The organism is Bradyrhizobium pachyrhizi (genome assembly GCF_029714545.1).
Taxonomy (GTDB): domain Bacteria; phylum Pseudomonadota; class Alphaproteobacteria; order Rhizobiales; family Xanthobacteraceae; genus Bradyrhizobium; species Bradyrhizobium pachyrhizi.
Map to the genome: position 1 here is coordinate 911,351 of NZ_CP121667.1, position 19,369 is coordinate 930,719.

General features: G+C 65.7%; 16 protein-coding genes. 12 read left to right on the plus strand and 4 right to left on the minus strand.

Annotated elements, in window-relative coordinates; translation table 11 throughout:
- Positions 1-190: 190 nt before the first annotated feature.
- The 9 genes from QA639_RS04100 (at position 191) to QA639_RS04140 (ending at position 9,972) form a co-directional block, all read left to right on the plus strand.
- Entirely contained in the window at positions 191-1,138 is a 948-nt protein-coding gene (locus QA639_RS04100; RefSeq protein ID WP_283089226.1) for an aminoglycoside phosphotransferase family protein, read from the plus strand.
- A 247-nt stretch (positions 1,139-1,385) separates the two neighbouring features.
- Positions 1,386-3,008 (plus strand): ABC transporter substrate-binding protein, encoded by a 1,623-nt coding sequence (locus QA639_RS04105; RefSeq protein WP_283089227.1) that lies wholly within the window; start codon positions 1,386-1,388, stop codon positions 3,006-3,008.
- 7 nt (positions 3,009-3,015) lie between these two features.
- Positions 3,016-4,029, plus strand: a complete 1,014-nt coding sequence (locus QA639_RS04110; RefSeq protein WP_283089228.1) for an ABC transporter permease — start codon at positions 3,016-3,018, stop codon at positions 4,027-4,029.
- Between the two features lie 3 nt (positions 4,030-4,032).
- Positions 4,033-4,932 (plus strand): ABC transporter permease, encoded by a 900-nt coding sequence (locus tag QA639_RS04115; protein ID WP_283089229.1) that lies wholly within the window; start codon positions 4,033-4,035, stop codon positions 4,930-4,932.
- 324 nt (positions 4,933-5,256) lie between these two features.
- The gene (locus QA639_RS04120; protein ID WP_283089230.1) at positions 5,257-7,083 is read left to right on the plus strand and encodes a dipeptide ABC transporter ATP-binding protein; all 1,827 of its coding nucleotides are present in this window, start codon (positions 5,257-5,259) and stop codon (positions 7,081-7,083) included.
- A 69-nt stretch (positions 7,084-7,152) separates the two neighbouring features.
- Complete coding sequence (locus QA639_RS04125) at positions 7,153-7,332, plus strand: DUF4089 domain-containing protein (RefSeq protein ID WP_028333795.1); 180 nt, start codon at positions 7,153-7,155, stop codon at positions 7,330-7,332.
- 7 nt (positions 7,333-7,339) lie between these two features.
- Positions 7,340-8,743 (plus strand): AtzE family amidohydrolase, encoded by a 1,404-nt coding sequence (locus tag QA639_RS04130; protein WP_283089231.1) that lies wholly within the window; start codon positions 7,340-7,342, stop codon positions 8,741-8,743.
- Positions 8,744-8,799: 56 nt separating this feature from the next.
- Positions 8,800-9,192: an oxalurate catabolism protein HpxZ gene (gene hpxZ / locus QA639_RS04135; protein WP_050383187.1), complete on the plus strand. Its 393-nt coding sequence runs from the start codon at positions 8,800-8,802 to the stop codon at positions 9,190-9,192.
- Between the two features lie 42 nt (positions 9,193-9,234).
- Complete coding sequence (locus QA639_RS04140) at positions 9,235-9,972, plus strand: GntR family transcriptional regulator (RefSeq protein WP_028333792.1); 738 nt, start codon at positions 9,235-9,237, stop codon at positions 9,970-9,972.
- Between the two features lie 267 nt (positions 9,973-10,239).
- Here QA639_RS04140 and atzF read toward each other — a convergent pair whose 3' ends face one another.
- Positions 10,240-12,093, minus strand: a complete 1,854-nt coding sequence (gene atzF, locus QA639_RS04145; RefSeq protein WP_283089232.1) for an allophanate hydrolase — start codon at positions 12,091-12,093, stop codon at positions 10,240-10,242.
- A 194-nt stretch (positions 12,094-12,287) separates the two neighbouring features.
- Entirely contained in the window at positions 12,288-12,818 is a 531-nt protein-coding gene (locus tag QA639_RS04150) for a MarR family winged helix-turn-helix transcriptional regulator (RefSeq protein WP_283089233.1), read from the minus strand.
- 176 nt (positions 12,819-12,994) lie between these two features.
- On the opposite strand from QA639_RS04150, the gene QA639_RS04155 reads away from it, so the two are divergent.
- Entirely contained in the window at positions 12,995-14,854 is a 1,860-nt protein-coding gene (locus tag QA639_RS04155; RefSeq protein WP_283090544.1) for a feruloyl-CoA synthase, read from the plus strand.
- Between the two features lie 435 nt (positions 14,855-15,289).
- Here the strand turns inward: QA639_RS04155 and QA639_RS04160 are convergent, their stop codons facing one another.
- Positions 15,290-15,814 (minus strand): MarR family winged helix-turn-helix transcriptional regulator, encoded by a 525-nt coding sequence (locus QA639_RS04160; RefSeq protein ID WP_050383183.1) that lies wholly within the window; start codon positions 15,812-15,814, stop codon positions 15,290-15,292.
- Between the two features lie 82 nt (positions 15,815-15,896).
- Here QA639_RS04160 and QA639_RS04165 point away from each other — a divergent pair, with 82 nt between their 5' ends.
- Both QA639_RS04165 and QA639_RS04170 read left to right on the plus strand, forming a co-directional pair.
- Positions 15,897-17,099: a cytochrome P450 gene (locus QA639_RS04165; RefSeq protein WP_283089234.1), complete on the plus strand. Its 1,203-nt coding sequence runs from the start codon at positions 15,897-15,899 to the stop codon at positions 17,097-17,099.
- A gap of 54 nt (positions 17,100-17,153) precedes the next feature.
- The gene (locus tag QA639_RS04170; RefSeq protein WP_283089235.1) at positions 17,154-18,380 is read left to right on the plus strand and encodes an ABC transporter substrate-binding protein; all 1,227 of its coding nucleotides are present in this window, start codon (positions 17,154-17,156) and stop codon (positions 18,378-18,380) included.
- A 237-nt stretch (positions 18,381-18,617) separates the two neighbouring features.
- Here the strand turns inward: QA639_RS04170 and QA639_RS04175 are convergent, their stop codons facing one another.
- On the minus strand, positions 18,618-19,271 hold the full coding sequence (locus QA639_RS04175; protein ID WP_283089236.1) for an isochorismatase family protein: 654 nt from the start codon (positions 19,269-19,271) through the stop codon (positions 18,618-18,620).
- Between the last annotated feature and the right edge of the window lie 98 nt (positions 19,272-19,369).

The following is a 19,369-nucleotide window of genomic DNA, read 5'->3' on the forward strand; positions in this document are numbered from 1 at the left end:
CGGGTGGGGATCTGCTCTCTCCACGAGCGATCACGCCTGTGGCAGACCCCCATCCCGACCTTCCCCTTTCAGGGGGAAGGAGAAGAGTTCGTAGCTCGGATGAAGCGAAGCGAAATCCGGGGCCGGTCTTTTAGGTGGCGCAGAATCCCGGATTGCGCTGCGCTGCATCCGGGCTACGATGACATCGCGAATGCCGCTTCCTCTCCTCACCGACTACGACAGCTACCGCGCCTGGCGCGGCGACACGTCGCGCTGGCTGCCGGTCGCGCGCGATATTGCTGACGGCCACGGGCTGTCGTGCTTCGCGCAGCACGTGTTCTCGACCGGCACCAATCTGGTGGTCGGGCTGGACGATGGCCTGATCCTCAAGCTCTTCCCCCCGTTTCTGCGCCCGCAATTCGTCTCCGAGCGCGGCGCGCTGGCCGAGTTGCGCGGACGGCTCGGCATTCCGATCCCCGACCTTGTCGCGCAGGGCGAACGCGACGGCTGGCCCTATCTCGTCATCACCCGCCTGTCCGGCACCGTCGGCTCGGAGGTCTGGCCATCGTTGTCGGAAGCCGAGCGCGAGCGCGTGCTCGCCGAGATCGGGGCCGTGATCGCCGAGGTGCAGCGCGTGCCGCCCGGCGGCTTGCTCGCGATCGAGCCGCGCTGGGAGGCCTTCATGCGCACCCAGATCGCGCAGTGCCGGGCGCGGCACGAACGGCTCGGCCTGCCGGCGAAGTTCCTCACCTCGCTCGACGATCTGCTGCGTGACGCCACTGAGCTGATCCCGATGCACGCGCCGCCGGTGATCCTGACCGGCGAATACATTCCGGAGAACTTTCTGCTGGGGCGCCGGGCCGACGGCTGGCACGTTGCCGGCCTGTTCGACTTCGGCGACGTCCGGACCGGATGGGGCGAGTATGACCTGCTCGGCCCCAGCGCCTTCATGGCCGCCGGGCATCCGCGGCTTGTGCGCAGCCTGTTCGATGGCTTCGGCATCTCGCGCACTGATGTGACGTTCGCGCTGAAGCGGCGGCTGATGGCACTGCTAATGCTGCACTCGGCCAGCGATCCGCTCCGGCACATCTGCATCGAAGGCTGGCCGGACCGGGTCGATGACTTCGTGCAATTGCAGGAGCTGATCTGGCCGGATTAGCGCGCTTCAGCGCGCGGCCTTCATTGCCGGCCACAAAGCAAGCAGGAGCCATTTCTTGCTCATCTATTGAGCATATGGCCTGCCTTTGTATGCAATCGGCGATCCGAGATTTTGCCCGATCACGATACCGGTCGACATTTTCTCTCGTTCCGGCAAGATATTAGCAGGACATAAGGTTTCGTTAAGGGTTGGCACAATCCTTGCGATCCGAGTTCCAAGGCCGTTTCCCAAGGCGTTGGAGCATCACATGAAGCGTCGCGACTTCCTCAAATCGGTGTCCGGACTGGCAGCGGGGGCGTTGGCGCCGACCGCACCCGCGATCTGGTCGCCGGCCAAGGCCGATGCGCGCTCCGAGACGCTGCTGATCGTCTCCGAAGGCGGCCCCAACAATCTCGACATCCATGGCGTCGGCACCAACGTGCCGGGCTACGAGGTGTCGTGGAATTGCTACGACCGCCTGATCAGCCACGAGATGAAGAGCGGCCCTGGCGGCGTGCCCTATTACGACCGCGACAAGTTCAAGCCCGAGCTCGCCGAGGACTTCAACATCGGCGACATGTCGGTCACCTTCAAGCTGCGCAAGAACGCCAAATTCCACGACGGCACGCCGGTGACGGCGAAGGACGTCAAATGGTCGCTCGACCGTGCCGTCAGCGTCGGCGGCTTCCCGACCTTCCAGATGAGCGCGGGCTCGCTGACCAAGCCCGAGCAGTTCGTGATCGTCGACGACAACACGGTACGCGTCGACTTCCTGAAGAAGGACAAGCTGACGATCCCCGACCTCGCTGTCATCGTGCCCTGCGTCGTCAACTCCGAGCTGGTGAAGAAGAACGCCAGCGAGAAGGATCCGTGGGGCCTTGAATTCACCAAGCAGCAGACCGCGGGCTCCGGCGCCTACAAGGTGACCAAGTGGACCGCCGGCACCGAAGTCGTCATGGAGCGCAACGAGGATTGGGTTTGCGGTCCGCTGCCGAAGATCAAGCGCGTGATCTGGCGCATGGTGCCGCAGGCCGGCAACCGTCGTGCGTTGCTCGAGCGCGGCGACGCCGACATCTCCTATGAGCTGCCGTTCAAGGATTTCCAGGAGATGAAGGCGAACGGCAAGCTCAACGTGGTCTCGCTGCCGTTCTCCAACGGCATCCAGTATATCGGCATGAACGTGACCAAGCCGCCGTTCGACAATCCCAAGGTACGGCAGGCGATGGCCTACGCGATGCCGTATCAGAAGATCATGGATGCGGTGCTGTTCGGTCTCGCCAACCCGATGTTCGGCGCGGCAAAGGATAAGCCGACCGAGGTCGCCTGGCCGCAGCCGACGAAGTACTACACCGACATGGAGAAGGCCAAGGCGCTGCTCGCTGAAGCCGGCTACGCCAACGGTTTCGAGACCACGATCTCGTTCGACCTGAATTTCGCCGGGGTCAACGAGCCGCTCTGCGTGCTGGTGCAGGAGAGCCTCGCGCAGCTCGGCATCAAGACCACGATCAACAAGGTGCCCGGCGCCAACTGGCGCACCGAGCTCACCAAGAAGGAAATGCCGCTGTTCACCAACGTGTTCTCGGGCTGGCTCGATTACCCCGAGTACTTCTTCTACTGGTGTTATCACGGCAACAATTCGATCTTCAACACGATGAGCTACAAGTCGCCGGAGATGGACAAGCTTATCGACGGCGCGCGCATCGCCGCCGCGAATGGCGACACCGCGGCCTACGATACCGACGTCAAGGGCTTCGTCGACCTCGCCTTCGCCGACATCCCGCGCATCCCGCTCTATCAGCCCTTCGTCAACGTCGCGATGCAGAAGAACGTGACGGGCTACCAATACTGGTTCCACCGCCGCCTCGACTACCGAGCGATGGCGAAGGGGTGAGGCGCTCATGCTTGCGATGATCGGCAAGCGGCTGCTGTTCGCGATCCCCTCGCTGATCGGGGTCGTGATCGTGACGTTCCTTTTGACGCGTGCGCTGCCGGGTGATCCCGCGGTGTATTTTGCTGGCCCCGCGGCCACCAAGGAGGCGGTCGACCAGATCCGGAAGAAGCTCGGCTTCGACAAGCCGCTGATCGAGCAGTTCGTGCGCTACACCACCGATCTCGCCCACGGCGATCTCGGCTCATCGCTCACCACGGGCCAGCCGGTGGCGGCCGAACTGCGCAGCCGCCTGCCGGCGTCGGCCGAGCTCACTCTGCTCGGCCTTGTCGTCTCCATCGTGATCGCGATCCCGCTCGGCGTGCTGGCGGCGACGCGGCCGGGCTCCTGGATCGACCATCTCTGCCGCGTCACCACCACGGCCGGCGTGTCGCTGCCGGTGTTCTTCACCGGGCTCGTGCTGGTCTATGTGTTCTATTTCCGGCTCGGCTGGTCGCCGGCGCCGCTCGGCCGGCTCGACGTGTTCACCAGCGCGCCGCCGACGGTCACCGGCTTCTATCTCGTCGACGCGCTGATCGCGCGGGACTTCGAGGCGTTTCGTTCTGCGCTCAGCCAATTGATCCTGCCGGCGGTGACGCTCGCGATCTTCTCGCTGGCGCCGATCGCGCGGATGACGCGCGCCTCGATGCTGGCGGTGCTGGCGTCCGACTTCGTCCGCACCGCGCGCGCCAGCGGCCTGTCGCCCGGCAAGGTGATCGTCACCTACGCCTTCCGCAACGCGATGCTGCCGGTCATCACCACGCTCAGCATGGTGTTCTCGTTCCTGCTGGGCGCCAATGTGCTGGTGGAGAAGGTGTTCGCCTGGCCCGGCATCGGCTCCTACGCGGTCGAGGCGCTGATCGCGTCCGACTTCGCGCCGGTGCAGGGCTTCGTGCTGACCATGGCGGTCATGTACGTGCTGCTCAATCTGATGATCGACATCCTCTACGGCGTGATCGATCCCCGCGTCAGGCTGGAGGGCTAGAGCATGAGTACCGTAGCTCCAACCGTCGAACCCGCAGGTCCCGCCCGCTCGTCCGGGCTTGCCGCGGCTCTTGAGCAGACCCGCTACGTTTTGAGCGAAAACAAGGTCACCGGCTTCGCCTTCGCGCTGCTGGTCCTGATCCTGTTTGCCGCGCTGTTCGGGCCCTACGTCGTGCCGTACGACCCGCTCGCCTCCGACACCGCGGCAGCGTTGAAGCCGCCGTCGGCCGCGCACTGGTTCGGCACCGATCAGCTCGGCCGCGACATCTTCAGCCGCGTCATCGTGGCCACCCGGCTCGACACCTTCATCGCGGTCGCCTCCGTGGTGCTGGTGTTCCTGATGGGCGGGCTGGCCGGCATCGCCGCCGGCTATTTCGGCGGCTGGACCGACCGCATCGTCGGCCGCATCGCCGACACCATCATGGCGTTTCCGCTGTTCGTGCTGGCGATGGGCATCGTCGCGGCGCTCGGCAACACCGTGCAGAACATCATCATCGCGACCGCGATCGTGAACTTCCCGCTCTATGCCCGCGTCGCGCGCGCAGAAGCCAACGTCCGCCGCAACGCCGGCTTCGTGCAGGCGGCGCGGCTGTCCGGAAATGGCGAATACCGCATCCTGCTCGGGCACATCCTGCCGAACATCATGCCGATCATGATCGTGCAGATGTCGCTGACCATGGGCTATGCGATCCTCAACGCCGCGGGCCTGTCCTTCATCGGGCTCGGCGTCCGGCCGCCGACCGCGGAGTGGGGCATCATGGTCGCCGAGGGCGCGGGCTTCATGGTGTCGGGCGAATGGTGGATCGCGCTGTTCCCGGGCCTTGCGCTGATGATCGCGGTGTTCTGCTTCAACCTGCTTGGCGACGGCCTGCGCGACATCGTCGATCCGCAGCGGAGGACGTGACGATGATCTCCAGCCTGTGCCACCTCTTCCTTCGCCTCGCCCCGCCTGCGGGGAGAGGCCGGATCGCATGGAATGCGATCCGGGTGAGGGGGAGTCTCCGCGAACTCCTCGGCCAGTTGAGTTCGCTGCTAGAGGCCCCTCACCCTAGCCCTCTAAGAGCGAGCTTCGCTCGTCTCGACCCCGTAAGAACAGGGAGAGGAAACAAAGCGCGTCAGCGGAGAACATGATGCCTGTCTCGATCCGGTGTCATGCTACCGCTGCACTACTTTGCATGTGGTTGTTTTGCGGATTTTTGGATGACGCACCCTATGAGGAGGGATGCGCATGACCGCCCAGCCGCTGCTCGACGTCAGCGACCTCACGGTCGAGTTCACGACGCGTCGCGGCATCGTCAAGGCGGTGCAGCACGTCGACATATCGGTCGGCAAGGGCGAGACCGTCGGCATTGTCGGCGAGTCCGGCTCTGGCAAGTCGGTGACCTCCTATGCCGTGATGCGCATCCTCGATCGCGCCGGCCGGATCGCCGAGGGCTCGGTGATGTTCTCCGGCATCGACGTCAAGGCAGCGACCGAGAGCCAGATGCGCGATCTGCGCGGCCGCGAAGTCTCGATGATCTTCCAGAACCCGCGCGCCGCGCTCAATCCGATCCGCAAGGTCGGGCACCAGATCGAGGACGTGCTGCGCCAGCATGTGCAGCAGGCGCAGGTCACCGATCGCGGCGAGAAGGCGATCGAGGCGCTGGAGCAGGTCAAGATCGCGCGCGCACGCGAGCGCTACCACGCCTATCCGTTCGAGCTGTCCGGCGGCATGTGCCAGCGCGTCGTCATCGCGCTGGCGCTGGCCTGCAATCCGCAGCTTCTGATTGCCGACGAGCCGACCACCGGGCTCGACGTCACCACCCAGAAGGCGGTGATGGATCTGATCGTCGAGCTGACCCGGCGCCGATCGATGTCGACGATCCTGATCACGCATGATCTCGGCCTTGCCGCCGCCTATTGCGACCGCGTCGTGGTGATGGAGAAGGGCCGTGTGGTCGAGACCGCCAAATCCGCCGACATCTTCGCCGCGCCCCGGCACGCCTACACCAGGAAGCTGATGCGCGCGACGCCGCGGCTCGGGGTGTCGCTACGGGATCTGTTGCCGGAGGAGGATCCTCTCGCCTCTCCCCGCGTGCGGGGAGAGGCCGACACGCTCGGCAGCGCACTTGCGCGCCAGAGCGTGGCGGGTGAGGGGGGCTCTCCGCGGGTCGTGCCCGCGGATCCGGCCCCTCACCCCAACCCTTTCCCCGTAAAGAACGAGGAGAGGGGGCCGATAGAGCCCCTCCTATCAGTCGAAAAGCTCGTGAAGGAATATCCGCGCCAGGGCGCGGGCGGGATGCTGGCAAAACTGTTCGGGCGCAAGCCGCCGGTCGAGGAAGAGACCTTCCGCGCGGTCGACGGCATCAGCTTCTCGATCGATCATGGCGAGAGCGTCGGGCTGGTCGGCGAATCCGGTTGCGGCAAGTCGACGACGTCGATGATGGTGATGCGGCTGCTGGATCAGACCTCCGGCCGCATCATGTTCGACGGCGAGGACATCGGCGGCATCGCACCGCAGTCGTTCGCGCGGCTGCCGCGGCGCAGCCAGATCCAGATGGTGTTTCAGGATCCGACCGATAGCCTCAATCCGCGCTTCACCGCGGCGCGCGCGATCGCGGACCCGATCATGCAACTCGGCGACATCAGGGGGCGTGACGCGCTCCGCGCCCGCTGCGAGGAGCTCGCGCGGCTGGTCGGCTTGCCGGTCAATCTGTTGGACCGCTTCCCGCACCAGCTCTCCGGCGGCCAGAAGGCCCGCGTCGGCATCGCACGCGCCATCGCGCTGCACCCGAAGCTCGTGATCCTCGACGAGCCGACCGCGGCACTTGACGTCTCGGTGCAGGCGGTGGTGCTCAATTTGCTGCAGGACCTCAAGCAGTCGATGGGCATGAGCTATTTGTTCGTGTCGCACGACCTCAACGTCGTGCGCCTGCTGTGCGATCGCGTCATCGTGATGCGCGCCGGCCGCATCGTGGAGCAGGGTGCATCCGAACACGTCTTGGGCAATCCGCAGGATGCCTATACAAGGGAGCTGCTGACGGCGATTCCGCATCCGCCTCTGCCGGCGTCTTGACACATGATCCGGAAAAGTGGGGACCGGTTTTCCGAATGGATCATGCGCAAAATCGTTATTGGGAGCGAAATGACCGATCATCTCGACGACTATATGAACGCCGTTGCCCGCGCGATGGCGTTGCCGCTGGAGGACGCCTGGCGTCCGGCGGTGCGCGCCAATCTCGAGGTCTCGCTGCGGCTGGCTCGGCTGGTCGATGACTTCCCGCTGCCGGACGACGTCGTGTCGGCCGCCGTCTATTCGACCTGAGACGGCGATGTCCGAAACTCCCGTTCCCATGTCGGCCGCCGAGATCGCGCAGGCCGTATCGAGCCGCAAGATCACGGCTCTTGCTGCGACCGAGGCTGCGCTGGCGCGGATCGCGGCGCATGACAAGGTGCTCAATGCCTTCACCGACGTCACCGCCGATCGCGCGCGTGCCAGGGCCAGCGCGGTCGATGCCGCGATCGCCGCCGGTCAACCGGTCGGCCCGCTCGCCGGCGTGCCCTTCGCAGTGAAGAACCTGTTCGATGTGCAGGGTCTTCCGACCCGCGCCGGCTCGAAGATCAACCGCGATCTGCCGCCGTCGCCGCGCGACGCGACGCTGATCGAGCGGATGGAAGCGGCCGGTGCGGTGCTGGTCGGCGCACTCAACATGGGCGAATACGCCTACGACTTCACCGGCGAGAACGTGCATGACGGCCCGTCGCGCAATCCGCATGATCCGGCGCGGATGACCGGCGGCTCCTCCGGCGGCTCCGGCAGCGCCGTCGGCGGCGCGCTGGTGCCGATCGCGCTCGGCTCCGATACCAACGGCTCGATCCGCGTGCCGTCGTCATTCTGCGGCACGTTCGGCCTGAAGCCGACCTATGGCAGGCTGTCGCGCGCGCGGTCCTATCCGTTCGTCGCCAGCCTCGATCATCTCGGCCCGCTGGCGCGCAGCGTGAAGGATCTCGCGCTCGCCTATGATGCCATGCAGGGACCTGATGCCGATGATCCCGCCTGCATTGTGCAGTCGGTCGAGCCGACCTTGCCGTTGCTTGCCAATGATATTGGCGGGCTGCGAGTTGCGATCGCCGGCGGTTATTTCCAGCAGAACCTGTTTCAGGAGGCGACAGAGGCAGTCGCGCGCGTCGCGAAGGCGCTCGGTGCCACGCGGACCGTGGAGATTCCCGAAGCGGCACGCGCCCGCGCTGCGGCCTACATCATCACCACGACCGAGGGTGCCGCGCTGCATCTCGATCGCCTGCGCAAGCGTCCCAACGATTTCGATCCGGCGGTGCGCGACCGTCTCATTGCGGGCGCGATGATACCGGCGGTCTATGTCGACAAGGCGCAGAAATTCCGCCGCTGGTATCGCGCGAAGGTGCTGGAGGTGTTCCAGTCGGTCAATGTGATCCTGGCGCCGGCGACGCCGTGCACCGCGCCGAGGATCGGTCAGGCCAGTTTCACGCTCGACGGCGTAGAGCTTCCGGTGCGCGCCAATATCGGCATCCACACCCAGCCGATCTCCTTTATCGGCTTGCCGGTGGTCGCCGTGCCGGTGCCGCTTGAACCGATGCCGATCGGCGTGCAGATCATCGCGGCGCCCTGGCGCGAGGACGTGGCGCTGCGGGTTGCCTATGCGCTGGAACAGATGGGCGTTGCGGCCGCGCCGGCGCCGAGAGGGATCGGCGCATGATCCGGAAAAGTGGGAACCGGTTTTCCGATAAGATCATGTGCAACTAAGAGGAAGCCATGGAAATCGATCTTCCTGATGTGGTCGCCGAGGTCACGGCGCAGTTTGAGCGCTACGAGAAGGCGCTGGTGTCGAACGACGTCGCGGTGCTCGACGAGCTGTTCCACGACGACCGCCGTACGCTGCGTTACGGCATTGGCGAGAACCTCTATGGCTATGCCGAGATCATGGCGTTTCGCGCCGGACGCTCGCCGGTCGGGCTGATGCGCAAAATCGAGCGGACGGTGATCACGACCTATGGCCGCGACACCGCGATCGCCTCGACGCTGTTCTACCGGGACAGCGCACCGAGTAGAGTGGGGCGGCAGATGCAGACGTGGATTCGTTTCCCCGAGGGCTGGAGAATCGTCGCCGCCCATGTCAGCGTCATCGACGAACCCAAGAGCGTCTGAACAAGGGGGCTTTGCAAGGGTGATTGAAAGGGCGCTTCAGCCATGAGCCTGGACGATCTTCCGACCCGCGCGCCGCAACCGCCGGGCACCGAGTCCGAGCCGGCGCTGCGCCGCATCGATCGGCCGTCGTCGCTGGTCGACAAGGTCACCCGTGCCGAAGAGCTGCGGCTGCAGCTTGCCGACGAGATCGTGCGCGGCACGCTGCCGCCGGGCGCGGGGCTCGATGAGACCGACCTTGCGCGCCGCTTCAAGGTCTCGCGCACCCCGGTGCGCGAAGCGCTGCGGCAGCTTGCCGCCAGCGGCCTGATCGATGCCCGCGCGCATCGCGGCGCCGTGGTGGCGCGGCCCTCGCTTGAACGGCTCACCGGTATGTTCGAGGCGATGGCCGAGCTGGAAGCGATCTGCGCCGGCCTCGCCGCCGAGCGGATGACGCCGGCGGAGCGCCACGCGCTGGAGGCGATCCACGAGGAGTTGCGGGTGCTGAGCTACACCGGCAATCCCGAGCGGTTCCATGAGGTCAATGAGCGCTTCCACAACGCGATCTATGCCGGCTCGCAGAACGCCTACATTGCCGAGATCACGCTGGCGACGCGGGTGCGCGTGCAGCCGTTCCGCCGCGCCCAGTTCCGCAACCTCGGGCGTCTGGCAAAATCCCATGCCGAGCACGATCGCGTCGTCGTCGCCATCATGCGCGGCGACAAGATCGGCGCCGCCGCGGCGATGCGCGCCCATATCGAGCAGGTGCGCGGGGAATACGAAACCTACGCGGTGTCGGTGTAGGAACTCGCGCGCATGGCGGTCGTTGCTTCCGGTCAACACTCGATCAGGAGCAAGCGATGGCCTCCTCCGAAAAAGATCCCCGGCATCACACCCAGAAGATGAAGCAACGTTTGCAGGAACGGTGACCCATTTGCGTGAGGATATCCGCAAGGTGGATGAACCGCAGCTGGCGGCGATGTTCGAGACATCGGCCGAGGTTCTTTCCGGCCTCATCAAGGCGTTCGACGATTACGAGAAGAAGAACGAGGCCGCCTGGCGCAAGTCGGCCTAGTCTGCCGTCATATTCCCTCGCTGTACGGCCGTCCTCTCCGCCATGAACGTCCGCCAGCCGCCATAGGATGAAATATCCTTGGCGCCGTCGATCGCGGCCGGCTCGACGATGAAGCCCTTGGCCTGCCGTCCGTCGGCGAGCCTGATCGTACCGATCGACAGCGGTGGCGGGATCGCGGCGACGAACTTTCCGAATGCTGCCGGTGACATCGCCCACAGCTCGAGCTTGATCGATGCGCCAGTACCGGCCTCGATGCGCAGCATGCCGGGTTTGGGCGGCGTGGTGTCGAGTGCGTAGAGCTTGTAGTCCGGTGCGGTGACCGCTTCTTCAAGCAGGCGCGCATCGAGCGTCGTCAGCTCGTGGTTCAGCGCCATGCCGGAAAGATGCGCGCCGACCACCGCGATCGTGATCTCGCTGGATGCAGCCTGCGCTGACACGGCGGCGAGCGGCGGTTGTGGCAGCGACTTGGCGCCGAGGGTAAGTCCGGTGTCGGCATGGAACACGCGGCCGATGCTCGCAAGCTCCGCGTCGCGGCCGGCGGGCGCGAGCAGCGTGATGCCGAACGGCGCGCCGTCGGGCCGCATCGCGGCCGGCAGCGCCAGGCCACACATGTCGAGCAGGTTGACGAAATTGGTGTAGGTGCCGAGCCGCGAGTTCAGCTCGATCGGATTGGCGACCACATCAGCGGTGGAATAGACGGTCGGGGCGGTCGGCAGTACGATAGCATCGAGTTGCGCAAGGCTGCGCTCGGCGACGCGGCGCAGCGCCTCGAGGCGGTACAGCGCAGAAAAAGTGTCCGCGGCCGTGGGGCGCGATCCGCCGACGGTGATCTCGCGCGTCACCGGATGGACCGCCTCGGGTGACGACGCCAAGAGATCGCGGATCACGAGATAGCGTTCCGCCACCCACGGGCCCTCATAAAGCAGCCGCGCGGTCTCGTAGAATGGTGCGAGGTCGAATTCGACGAGATCGGCGCCGAGCGCCTGCCAGCGCTTGCACGCCTCGCCATAGGCCTTCTCGGCCTCATGATCGCCGAAGAATTTCAACTGGCCGCTTTGGGGAATGCCGAGCTTTGGCTTCGCCGGAAAGCTCGCCAGCGGGGCCAGCGGCCGGTCGCGCGAGTACGGATCGGAGTGATCCGGTCCGGACATGACGGCGAGCGCCGCCAGCGCGTCGTCGACGGTGAGCGAGAAGATCGAGACGCAGTCGAGCGTGCGGCAGGCCGGCACGACGCCGGTGGTCGAGATCAGCCCAAGGCTCGGCTTGAGCCCGACGATGTTGTTGAGCATCGCCGGCACACGGCCGCTGCCCGCGGTGTCGGTGCCGAGCGCTAGGGGCACCAGGCCCGCGGAGACCGCGACCGCGGAGCCCGAGCTCGATCCGCCCGGCACCAGATCGCCGCGTACCGGGTTCTTGGGAATGCCGTAGGGCGAGCGCACGCCGACCAGGCCGGTGGCGAACTGGTCGAGATTGGTCTTGCCGATGATGATGGCGCCGGCCGCGCGCAGTTTCGCGACCGCGGTGGAATCCTGCGCGGGCAGATAGGAGAACGCCGGGCAGGCGGCGGTGGTCGGCAGTCCCGCGACGTCGATATTGTCCTTCACCGCGACCGGCACGCCGTAAAGCGGCAATGTCGGATTGGCGAGCCGCTCGGCCTCGGCAAGCGCATCCTTCTCGTCGCGCAGGCTGATGAAGATGGCGGGGTCATTGTGCTCGCGGATGCGCTGGTAGCTGCGCGCCACGGTTTGGGCCGGCGTCATGGTCCCGGCGCGGTGCGCGGCGACGATCGCGGCGACAGTTTCAGTCACGTGCTTGGCCTCATCTCGTGAGCGGGAGGCGTCGGACGCCATCCGCAAGGGAATCGCAGCCTGACCGAAGCAAGCAATATGCCATTGTGTACAATTCGCTCGCGTCCGCCGCGAGACGGATTATTGCACAATATCAGTCGCTTGAAACGCTCGTCGGGAACGGACGCAGGCCGGTATGAGAGAGTATCTGCCCAATTTAAAGGCAAATCCGGTCAAGCCGAAATCTCGTCGCGAGGTCAGGTGAAGCAGGCGAGGATCTGCAGCAGTTGCTCGCGGTTTTCCTTGCCGATCTTCTCGGCGACATGCCGCTCATGCTCGGCGGCGAGCCGCTTGAACTGTGCCAGCGCGGTCTTGCCGCGCGCCGTCAAATGCAGCGCGTGGGAGCGGCGGTCGGTCGCGGAGGGGACGCGGCTGACGAAGTCGCGTTCTTCCAGACTGTCGAGCAGATGCACCAGCCGCGCGCGCTCGATCCCGAGCCGCTTTGCCACCGCCATCTGGCTGAGGCCCGGATTGGCCCCGATCACGGTCATCACCGAATACTGGGTTGGGCGGATATCGACCGTCGCCAGCGTCTTGATGAAGTCCTGAAAGATCCAGAGCTGGAAGCGCCGCACCGCATAGCCGGCGTGACCGACCAGTGCGTCGAGGCCGATGTCGTCGCCGGCCTCGCCGCGGGGCGCCCCGCCATTTGTTCTGTGCGACCGGGGGCGGCGGACTGCCGCTGCCGTTCCTGCCGCCTTGCGCGATGTCTTTTGCTGGCCTGCCATGACCGCAAGGCTAGCGCGGCATCGTCGCGATGGAAAGATTGTTGTTGACGACAACAATTGATGTCCGCAACATTATGGCCAAAGAGCCCGGCCGGGACCGCGGCGCCGCACCGTGTTGCAGCGCGATCCCGATAAGACACGGGTGACAAGACTTGGGCGAGGAGGAAACCATGACGATGGCCGCCGCCAGCGGAGACAATCCGAGCAGCCTGTTCGCGACGCCCGCGATCGTTGCGATCAGTCGCGACGACGGCAGCATCCTGGTTCACTCCACCGCGCCGCTGAAGCAAGGCGCCCGCTGCGTCGGCGACTGGCTGGAGCATTGGGCGCGGCAGGCGCCGGATCGCATCTTTCTCGGCGAGCGCGCCAATGCCGAGGCGCCCTGGAGCACCGTCAGCTATCGCGACGCGCTCGGCATCGTGCGGCGGGCCGCATCGTGGGTGCTGGCGCAAGGGCTGAGCACGGAACGGCCGCTCGTCATCCTCTCCGACAACGGCATCGATCACGCGTTGTTTGCGCTTGCCGCGCAGCATGTCGGCGTGCCCTCGGCCGCGATCTCGCCGGCCTATTCCTTGATGTCGAAAGACTTCGACAAGCTGAAGAGCATGATCGAGCTGCTTGATCCCGGCGCAATCTACGTCACGGGGACGAGGCCGTTCGCGGCGGCGCTTGGCGCAATCAAGCCGCTGCATCGCGCAACCATCGTCAGCGGCAATCCCGACGATGCCGACGCATTGCCGTTCCGCACCGTCGCTGCCACGCCGGAAGCGCCCGGGGTCGCGAAGGCGTTCGCGGCGGTGACGGCGGACACGATCGCCAAATTCCTGTTCACCTCGGGCTCGACAGGCACGCCGAAGGCCGTGATCAACACCCAGTGCATGCTGACCTCGAGCCAGCAGGCCAAGGCGCAGACCTGGACGTTCCTCGAGCAGCCGCGCGATGATCTGGTCATCCTGGACTGGCTGCCCTGGAGCCATACCTTCGGCGCCAACCACAATTTCAATCTGGTGCTGCGCAACGGCGGCACGCTCTATATCGACGGCGGCAAGCCGGCGCCCGGTCTGTTCGCGACCTCGCTGGCCAACCTGCGCAGCGTGGTGCCGACGGTCTATTTCAACGTACCGCGCGGCTTCGACATGCTGATCGCGGCGCTGCGCACCGACGACGAACTGCGGAAAAAATTCTTCGAGGGCACCAAATTCGCCTTCTATGCCGGCGCGGCGCTGCCGCAGAATCTGTGGGATGCGCTGGAGGACTTGTCGCTGCAGACGGTCGGCCGCCGGTTGCCGATGGTGTCGGCCTGGGGTTCGACCGAGACCTCGCCGCTCGCGACCGATTGCCACTTCCTGGCAAAACGCTCCGGCAATATCGGCGTGCCGATCCCCGGCACCGAGCTCAAGCTGGTGCCGTCGGGCGACAAGCTCGAGGTGCGGGTGCGCGGGCCCAACGTCACGCCGGGCTACTGGAAGGCGCCCGAGCTGACCGCAGAGGCTTTCGATGCCGAGGGCTTTTACAAGATCGGCGACGCCGTCACCTTCGCAGATCCCGCACGGCCCGATCTCGGCCTGTTCTTCGACGGCCGCGTGGCGGAGGATTTCAAGCTGAATTCCGGCACTTGGGTCAGCGTCGGCACTTTGCGCGTCGCCGGCATCGCGGCGCTGGCGCCGCTCGCGCAGGACATCGTCGTCACCGGCCATGGCCGCGATGAGGTGCGCTTCCTGGTGTTTCCGAACCTCGCCGCCTGCCGCGCGCTGGCAGGGCTGCCCGAGAGCGCCGATGCGCGGGAGGTGATCGGCCATCCGGCGGTCCGCGCCGCGGTTGGGCAGGGGCTGGCACGGCTCAAGGCGGCAGGCGGTCATTCCTCGGGCCACGCGACGCGTGCGCTGCTGCTGGCCGAGCCAGCCTCGGTCGACGGCGGGGAGATCACCGACAAGGGCTACATCAACCAGCGCGCCGTGCTGACGCGCCGCGCCGCAGCGGTGGCGGTATTGGAGGATGACGCGTCGGATGAGACGATCCGCTGCGCGGGCTTGTGAGCCGATTTGTGCCTGTGACCCGCCAGCGGCGCACCGCATAGACTGCGGTCGTCCCTGCGGAAGCTGGGACCCATACTCCGCGGCCGATACTGTGAACAAAGTTCGTCGTTCCGCCGCCATGCGATCATCGGCATTTGTGGTTATTGGTCCCGGCTCGGAGGCCGGGACGACACCGCGTTTGTGGCACGGATCATCCAAGTTTCAGCTGGCCAACCGCCAGGTCCCCGCTGCTTCCTCTCGCCGCGCCGCACACACGCCTTTTTAGTTGCCAGAGCAACTAAGCTGTGCGAGTTTCCACCCCAATCAGGGACAGGGCCGGTCAACGGCCAGGCGTTTGGGAGGAGAATGTTGCGCAGCACGGCGCGAACGGCACGCATGGAAGATCGGACGAATACCGTGGGGGCGCAGCGCGCCGCCCGTGGTCCCGCCGCGCCGTCAGGTCGTGCTTTGCCCGGTCACGGCGCCGAGATTCTCGTGCAGCCGGCGCAGCAGCTCGATCAGCACCTCGCGCTCGTCCTTCTTCAGGCACGACAGCAGCCGCCGCTCGCGCTCCAGCGCCGCGACGATGACCTTGTCGTGGATGGCGCGGCCGCGCGCGGTCAGCGTGATCGAATGGGTGCGGCCGTCGTCCGGCGCGGTGCGGATGGTCAGCAGGCCGCGCTTCTGCAATGCCGCGAGGTTGCGGCTGACCGGCCCCTTGTCGAAGCCGATCACCTGGCAGATCCGGGAAGCGGGAATGCCCGGCTCGATCGCCAGTTGCGAGATAATCCGCCACTCGGTGACGTTGACGCCGAAATTCTTCTGGTAAAACGCGGTGGCGCTGTTCGACAGCTTGTTGCCGATGAAGGTGATGAACGCCGGCACATAGCGATCAAGGTCCAGCAGCGGGCCGTCACTGGCGTCTGCGGGATCGGCCGGTCTCGGCCGGCGGGGCTTTCGGGGGAGGGGCTGGCTGCTCATCTCTCAAATCATCGCTGCGAAACTGTCCGGGAGCAATAGATATGCGGCCCGTGTTGACAAGATCAAACCTCGGGAGGTCCCGATGACTGCAACAGAAGCTGCGTCCGTCCCGCATCTCGACGTCGATCCGTTCGCGCTCGACTTCTTCGCCGATCCATTCCCGACCCATGAGCGGCTGCGCGAGGCCGCACCCGTGGTCTATCTCGACAAGTGGAATGTCTATGGCGTGGCGCGCTACGCCGAGGTCCATGCGGTGCTGAACGACCCCGCGACCTTCTGCTCCAGCCGCGGCGTCGGCCTCAGCGACTTTTCCAAGGAGAAGCCGTGGCGGCCGGCGAGCCTGATCCTGGAGGCCGACCCGCCCGCCCATACCCGGACCCGCGCCGTGCTGAGCACGGTGTTGTCGGCGACCGTGATGAAGCAGCTTCGCGGGCAATTTGCCGCCGCTGCGGAGGCCCGCCTCGATGCGCTGCTGGAGAAGCGCCGCTTCGACGCGGTCGCGGATCTTGCGGAAGCCTATCCGTTGTCGATCTTCCCGGATGCGCTCGGCCTGAGGCCGGAGGGCCGCGAGCATCTGCTGCCCTACGCCAGTCTGGTGTTCAATGCCTTCGGCCCGCCGAACGAGCTCCGCAAGGAGGCGATCGAGCGCTCGGCGCCGCATCAGGCCTATGTTGCCGAGCAATGCCAGCGCGACAATCTCACCCCGGGCGGCATCGGCGCCTGCATTCACGCCCATGTCGATACCGGCGCCATTACCGCGACCGAAGCGCCGCTGCTGGTGCGCTCGCTGCTGTCGGCCGGTCTCGACACGACCGTCAACGGCATCGGCGCCGCTGTCTACTGCCTCGCCCGCTTTCCCGACCAGTTCCAGAGGTTGCGCGCCGATCCGACGCTGGCGCGCAACGCCTTCGAGGAAGCCGTGCGGTTCGAAAGTCCGGTCCAGACTTTCTTCCGCACCACGACGCGCGACGTCGAGCTCAGTGGAGCCAGCATTCCTGAAGGCGAGAAGGTGCTGATGTTCCTGGCCGCGGCCAATCGTGATCCGCGCCGCTGGGAAGCGCCCGACAGCTACGACATCACGCGTCGTACGTCGGGCCATGTCGGCTACGGGTCGGGCATCCATATGTGTGTCGGCCAGCTCGTCGCCCGTCTCGAAGGCGAGGTGATGATGGCGGCGCTGGCGCGTCGTGTCGCCAGGATCGATATCACCGGCGAGCCGAAGCGCCTTTTCAACAACACGCTGCGCGGGCTCAGCAGCCTGCCGGTCGAGATCACGCCGGCCTGACGAGACGCTCAAGACCAGCAAAAGGTCGATTGAGGGAACATGGGAGGGGAGACGATGAGGGGCTTCGGGGTTGGGCGATTTACGATTGGACTTGCGCTGGCATTGGCCTGCGCCGCGGGCGGCGCACGCGCGGAGATTTCCGGCGACGTGGTCCGCGTCGGCGTGCTCAACGACATTTCCGGCATCTTCCAGGACACCAACGGCATGGGTTCGGTGGAAGCCGCGCGGATGGCCGCGGAAGATTTCAATGGTGGCGGCAAGGGCATCAAGGTCGAGATCGTCTATGCCGATCACCAGAACAAGGCCGACGTGGGCTCTGCGATCGCGCGCAAATGGCTCGATGTCGAAGGCGTCGATGCCATCGTCGACGTGCCGAACTCGGCGGTCGGGCTCGCCATCAACACCATCCTGCGCGACTCAAGGATGACGTTCCTGGCGTCGTCGACCGCGAGCTCGGATCTCACCGGCAAGGCCTGCTCGCCGAACACCATTCAATGGGTCAACGACGCCTGGGCCACCGGCAACACCACCGCGGCTGCGATGATGCAGCGCGGCGGCAAGGATTGGTATTTCGTGACCGTCGACTATGCGCTCGGCAAAGGCATTGAGGCCGAGGCGACGAACTACATCGAGAAGCACGGCGGCAAGGTTTTGGGCTCGAGCAAGCATCCGCTCGGCACGTCGGACTTCGCGTCGTTCCTGCTGCAGGCGCAGAGCTCGAAAGCAAAAGTGATCGGGCTCGCCAATGCCGGCGGCGACACCATCAACGCGGTGAAGCAGGCGGCCGAGTTCGGCATCCAGCAGGGCGGCCAGACCATGGTGGCGTTCCTGCTGTTCGTGAACGACATCCACGGCATGGGCCTGAAGGTGGCGCAGGGCCTGCAGCTGCTGGAAGCTTTTTACTGGGACATGAACGACGACACCCGCGCGTTCGCAAAACGTTTTGCCGCGCGTCCCGGCATGAACGGCAAGATGCCGAGCGGCAACCAGGCCGGCGTCTATGCCTCGACGCTCGCCTACCTCAATGCGGTCGCCGCGACCGGCAGCGACGACGCCAAGGCGGTGGTGCCGCAGATGAAGACCTTCAAGGGCAAGGACAAACTGTTCGGCGACACCTCGATCCGCCAGGACGGCCGCGTCATTCATCCGATGTATCTGTTCGAGGTGAAGAAGCCGGAGGAGTCGAAGTACCCCTACGACTATTACAAGCTGATCGCGACCATCCCGGCCGATCAGGCGTTCCGCCCGCTGGCCGATGGCGGCTGCTCCCTGGTGAAGTGACGAGGGTGGCTGCCGCGCGCGGTCACATCCTCCCCTGGAGGGGGAGGATCGGTTCGCATGAAATGCGAACCGAGGTGGGGTGAAGGTCCATCCAGTCGAACAGTGTCCGTGTTGAGAGATCACCCCACCCCGGATCGCACGTCGCTGCGCTCGTTGCGATCCGACCCTCCCCCTCCAGGGGAGGGTGAAGGAGGTGAGTTTTCTCCGCGGGCTATACTGCGTTGAGACCGAACTTCGCTACGCCGCCTTCGAACCCGCCATCTTCACTCGTGCCAGCATCTCGGCCGCCGTCATGACATGCGCGGTGGAGAATGCGAGGATCGTCAGCGTGGCGCGGTGCACCTCCTCGGCGGACAAGGCGCCCTGGCCGACATCGGGATAGTCGAACGTGCCGGTCGCGTCCGACAGGAAGACGACCTTGTAATTGTGGAACATGGCGTCGCGCGCGGTGGCGTGGCAGCAGTTCTCGGTCGTGGTCCCCGAGATGATCACCGTGGTGATGCCCCATTCGCGCAGGATGAGATCGAGATCGGTGGCGAAGAACGCGCTGTAGCGGTGCTTCTTGATGACGTGCTCGCCGAGGGCGGGCGCGAGGTCGTTGAAGATCTCGACGCCCTCGGTGCCGTCGACCAGCGACGACCGGTCGGCGATCGGCGAATAGAGATCGTCATAGAGGCCCATGTCGCTGCCGTCGCGGCGATGCACATGCGCGGTGTAGATGACGCGGATGCCCTTGTCGCGGCAGGCCTTCAGGGTCTGCGCCAGCCGCGGCACCGTGGCGGCGGCCTGGGCCGAACGCAGCTTGGCGCCCTCGGCCACGAAATCGTTCTGCATGTCGACGACGATCATCACGGTTCGCGCCGGATCGATGATTTCGCATTGGTAGCCCATGTGGTGTCTCCTCCTGGTGAGAGACGATTTCTACGCCGGTTCCCGCGATCGTTCTTGGCTGCGCCGGCCAGTCGCTGGTCTCTGCTTGCCAGAAGGGA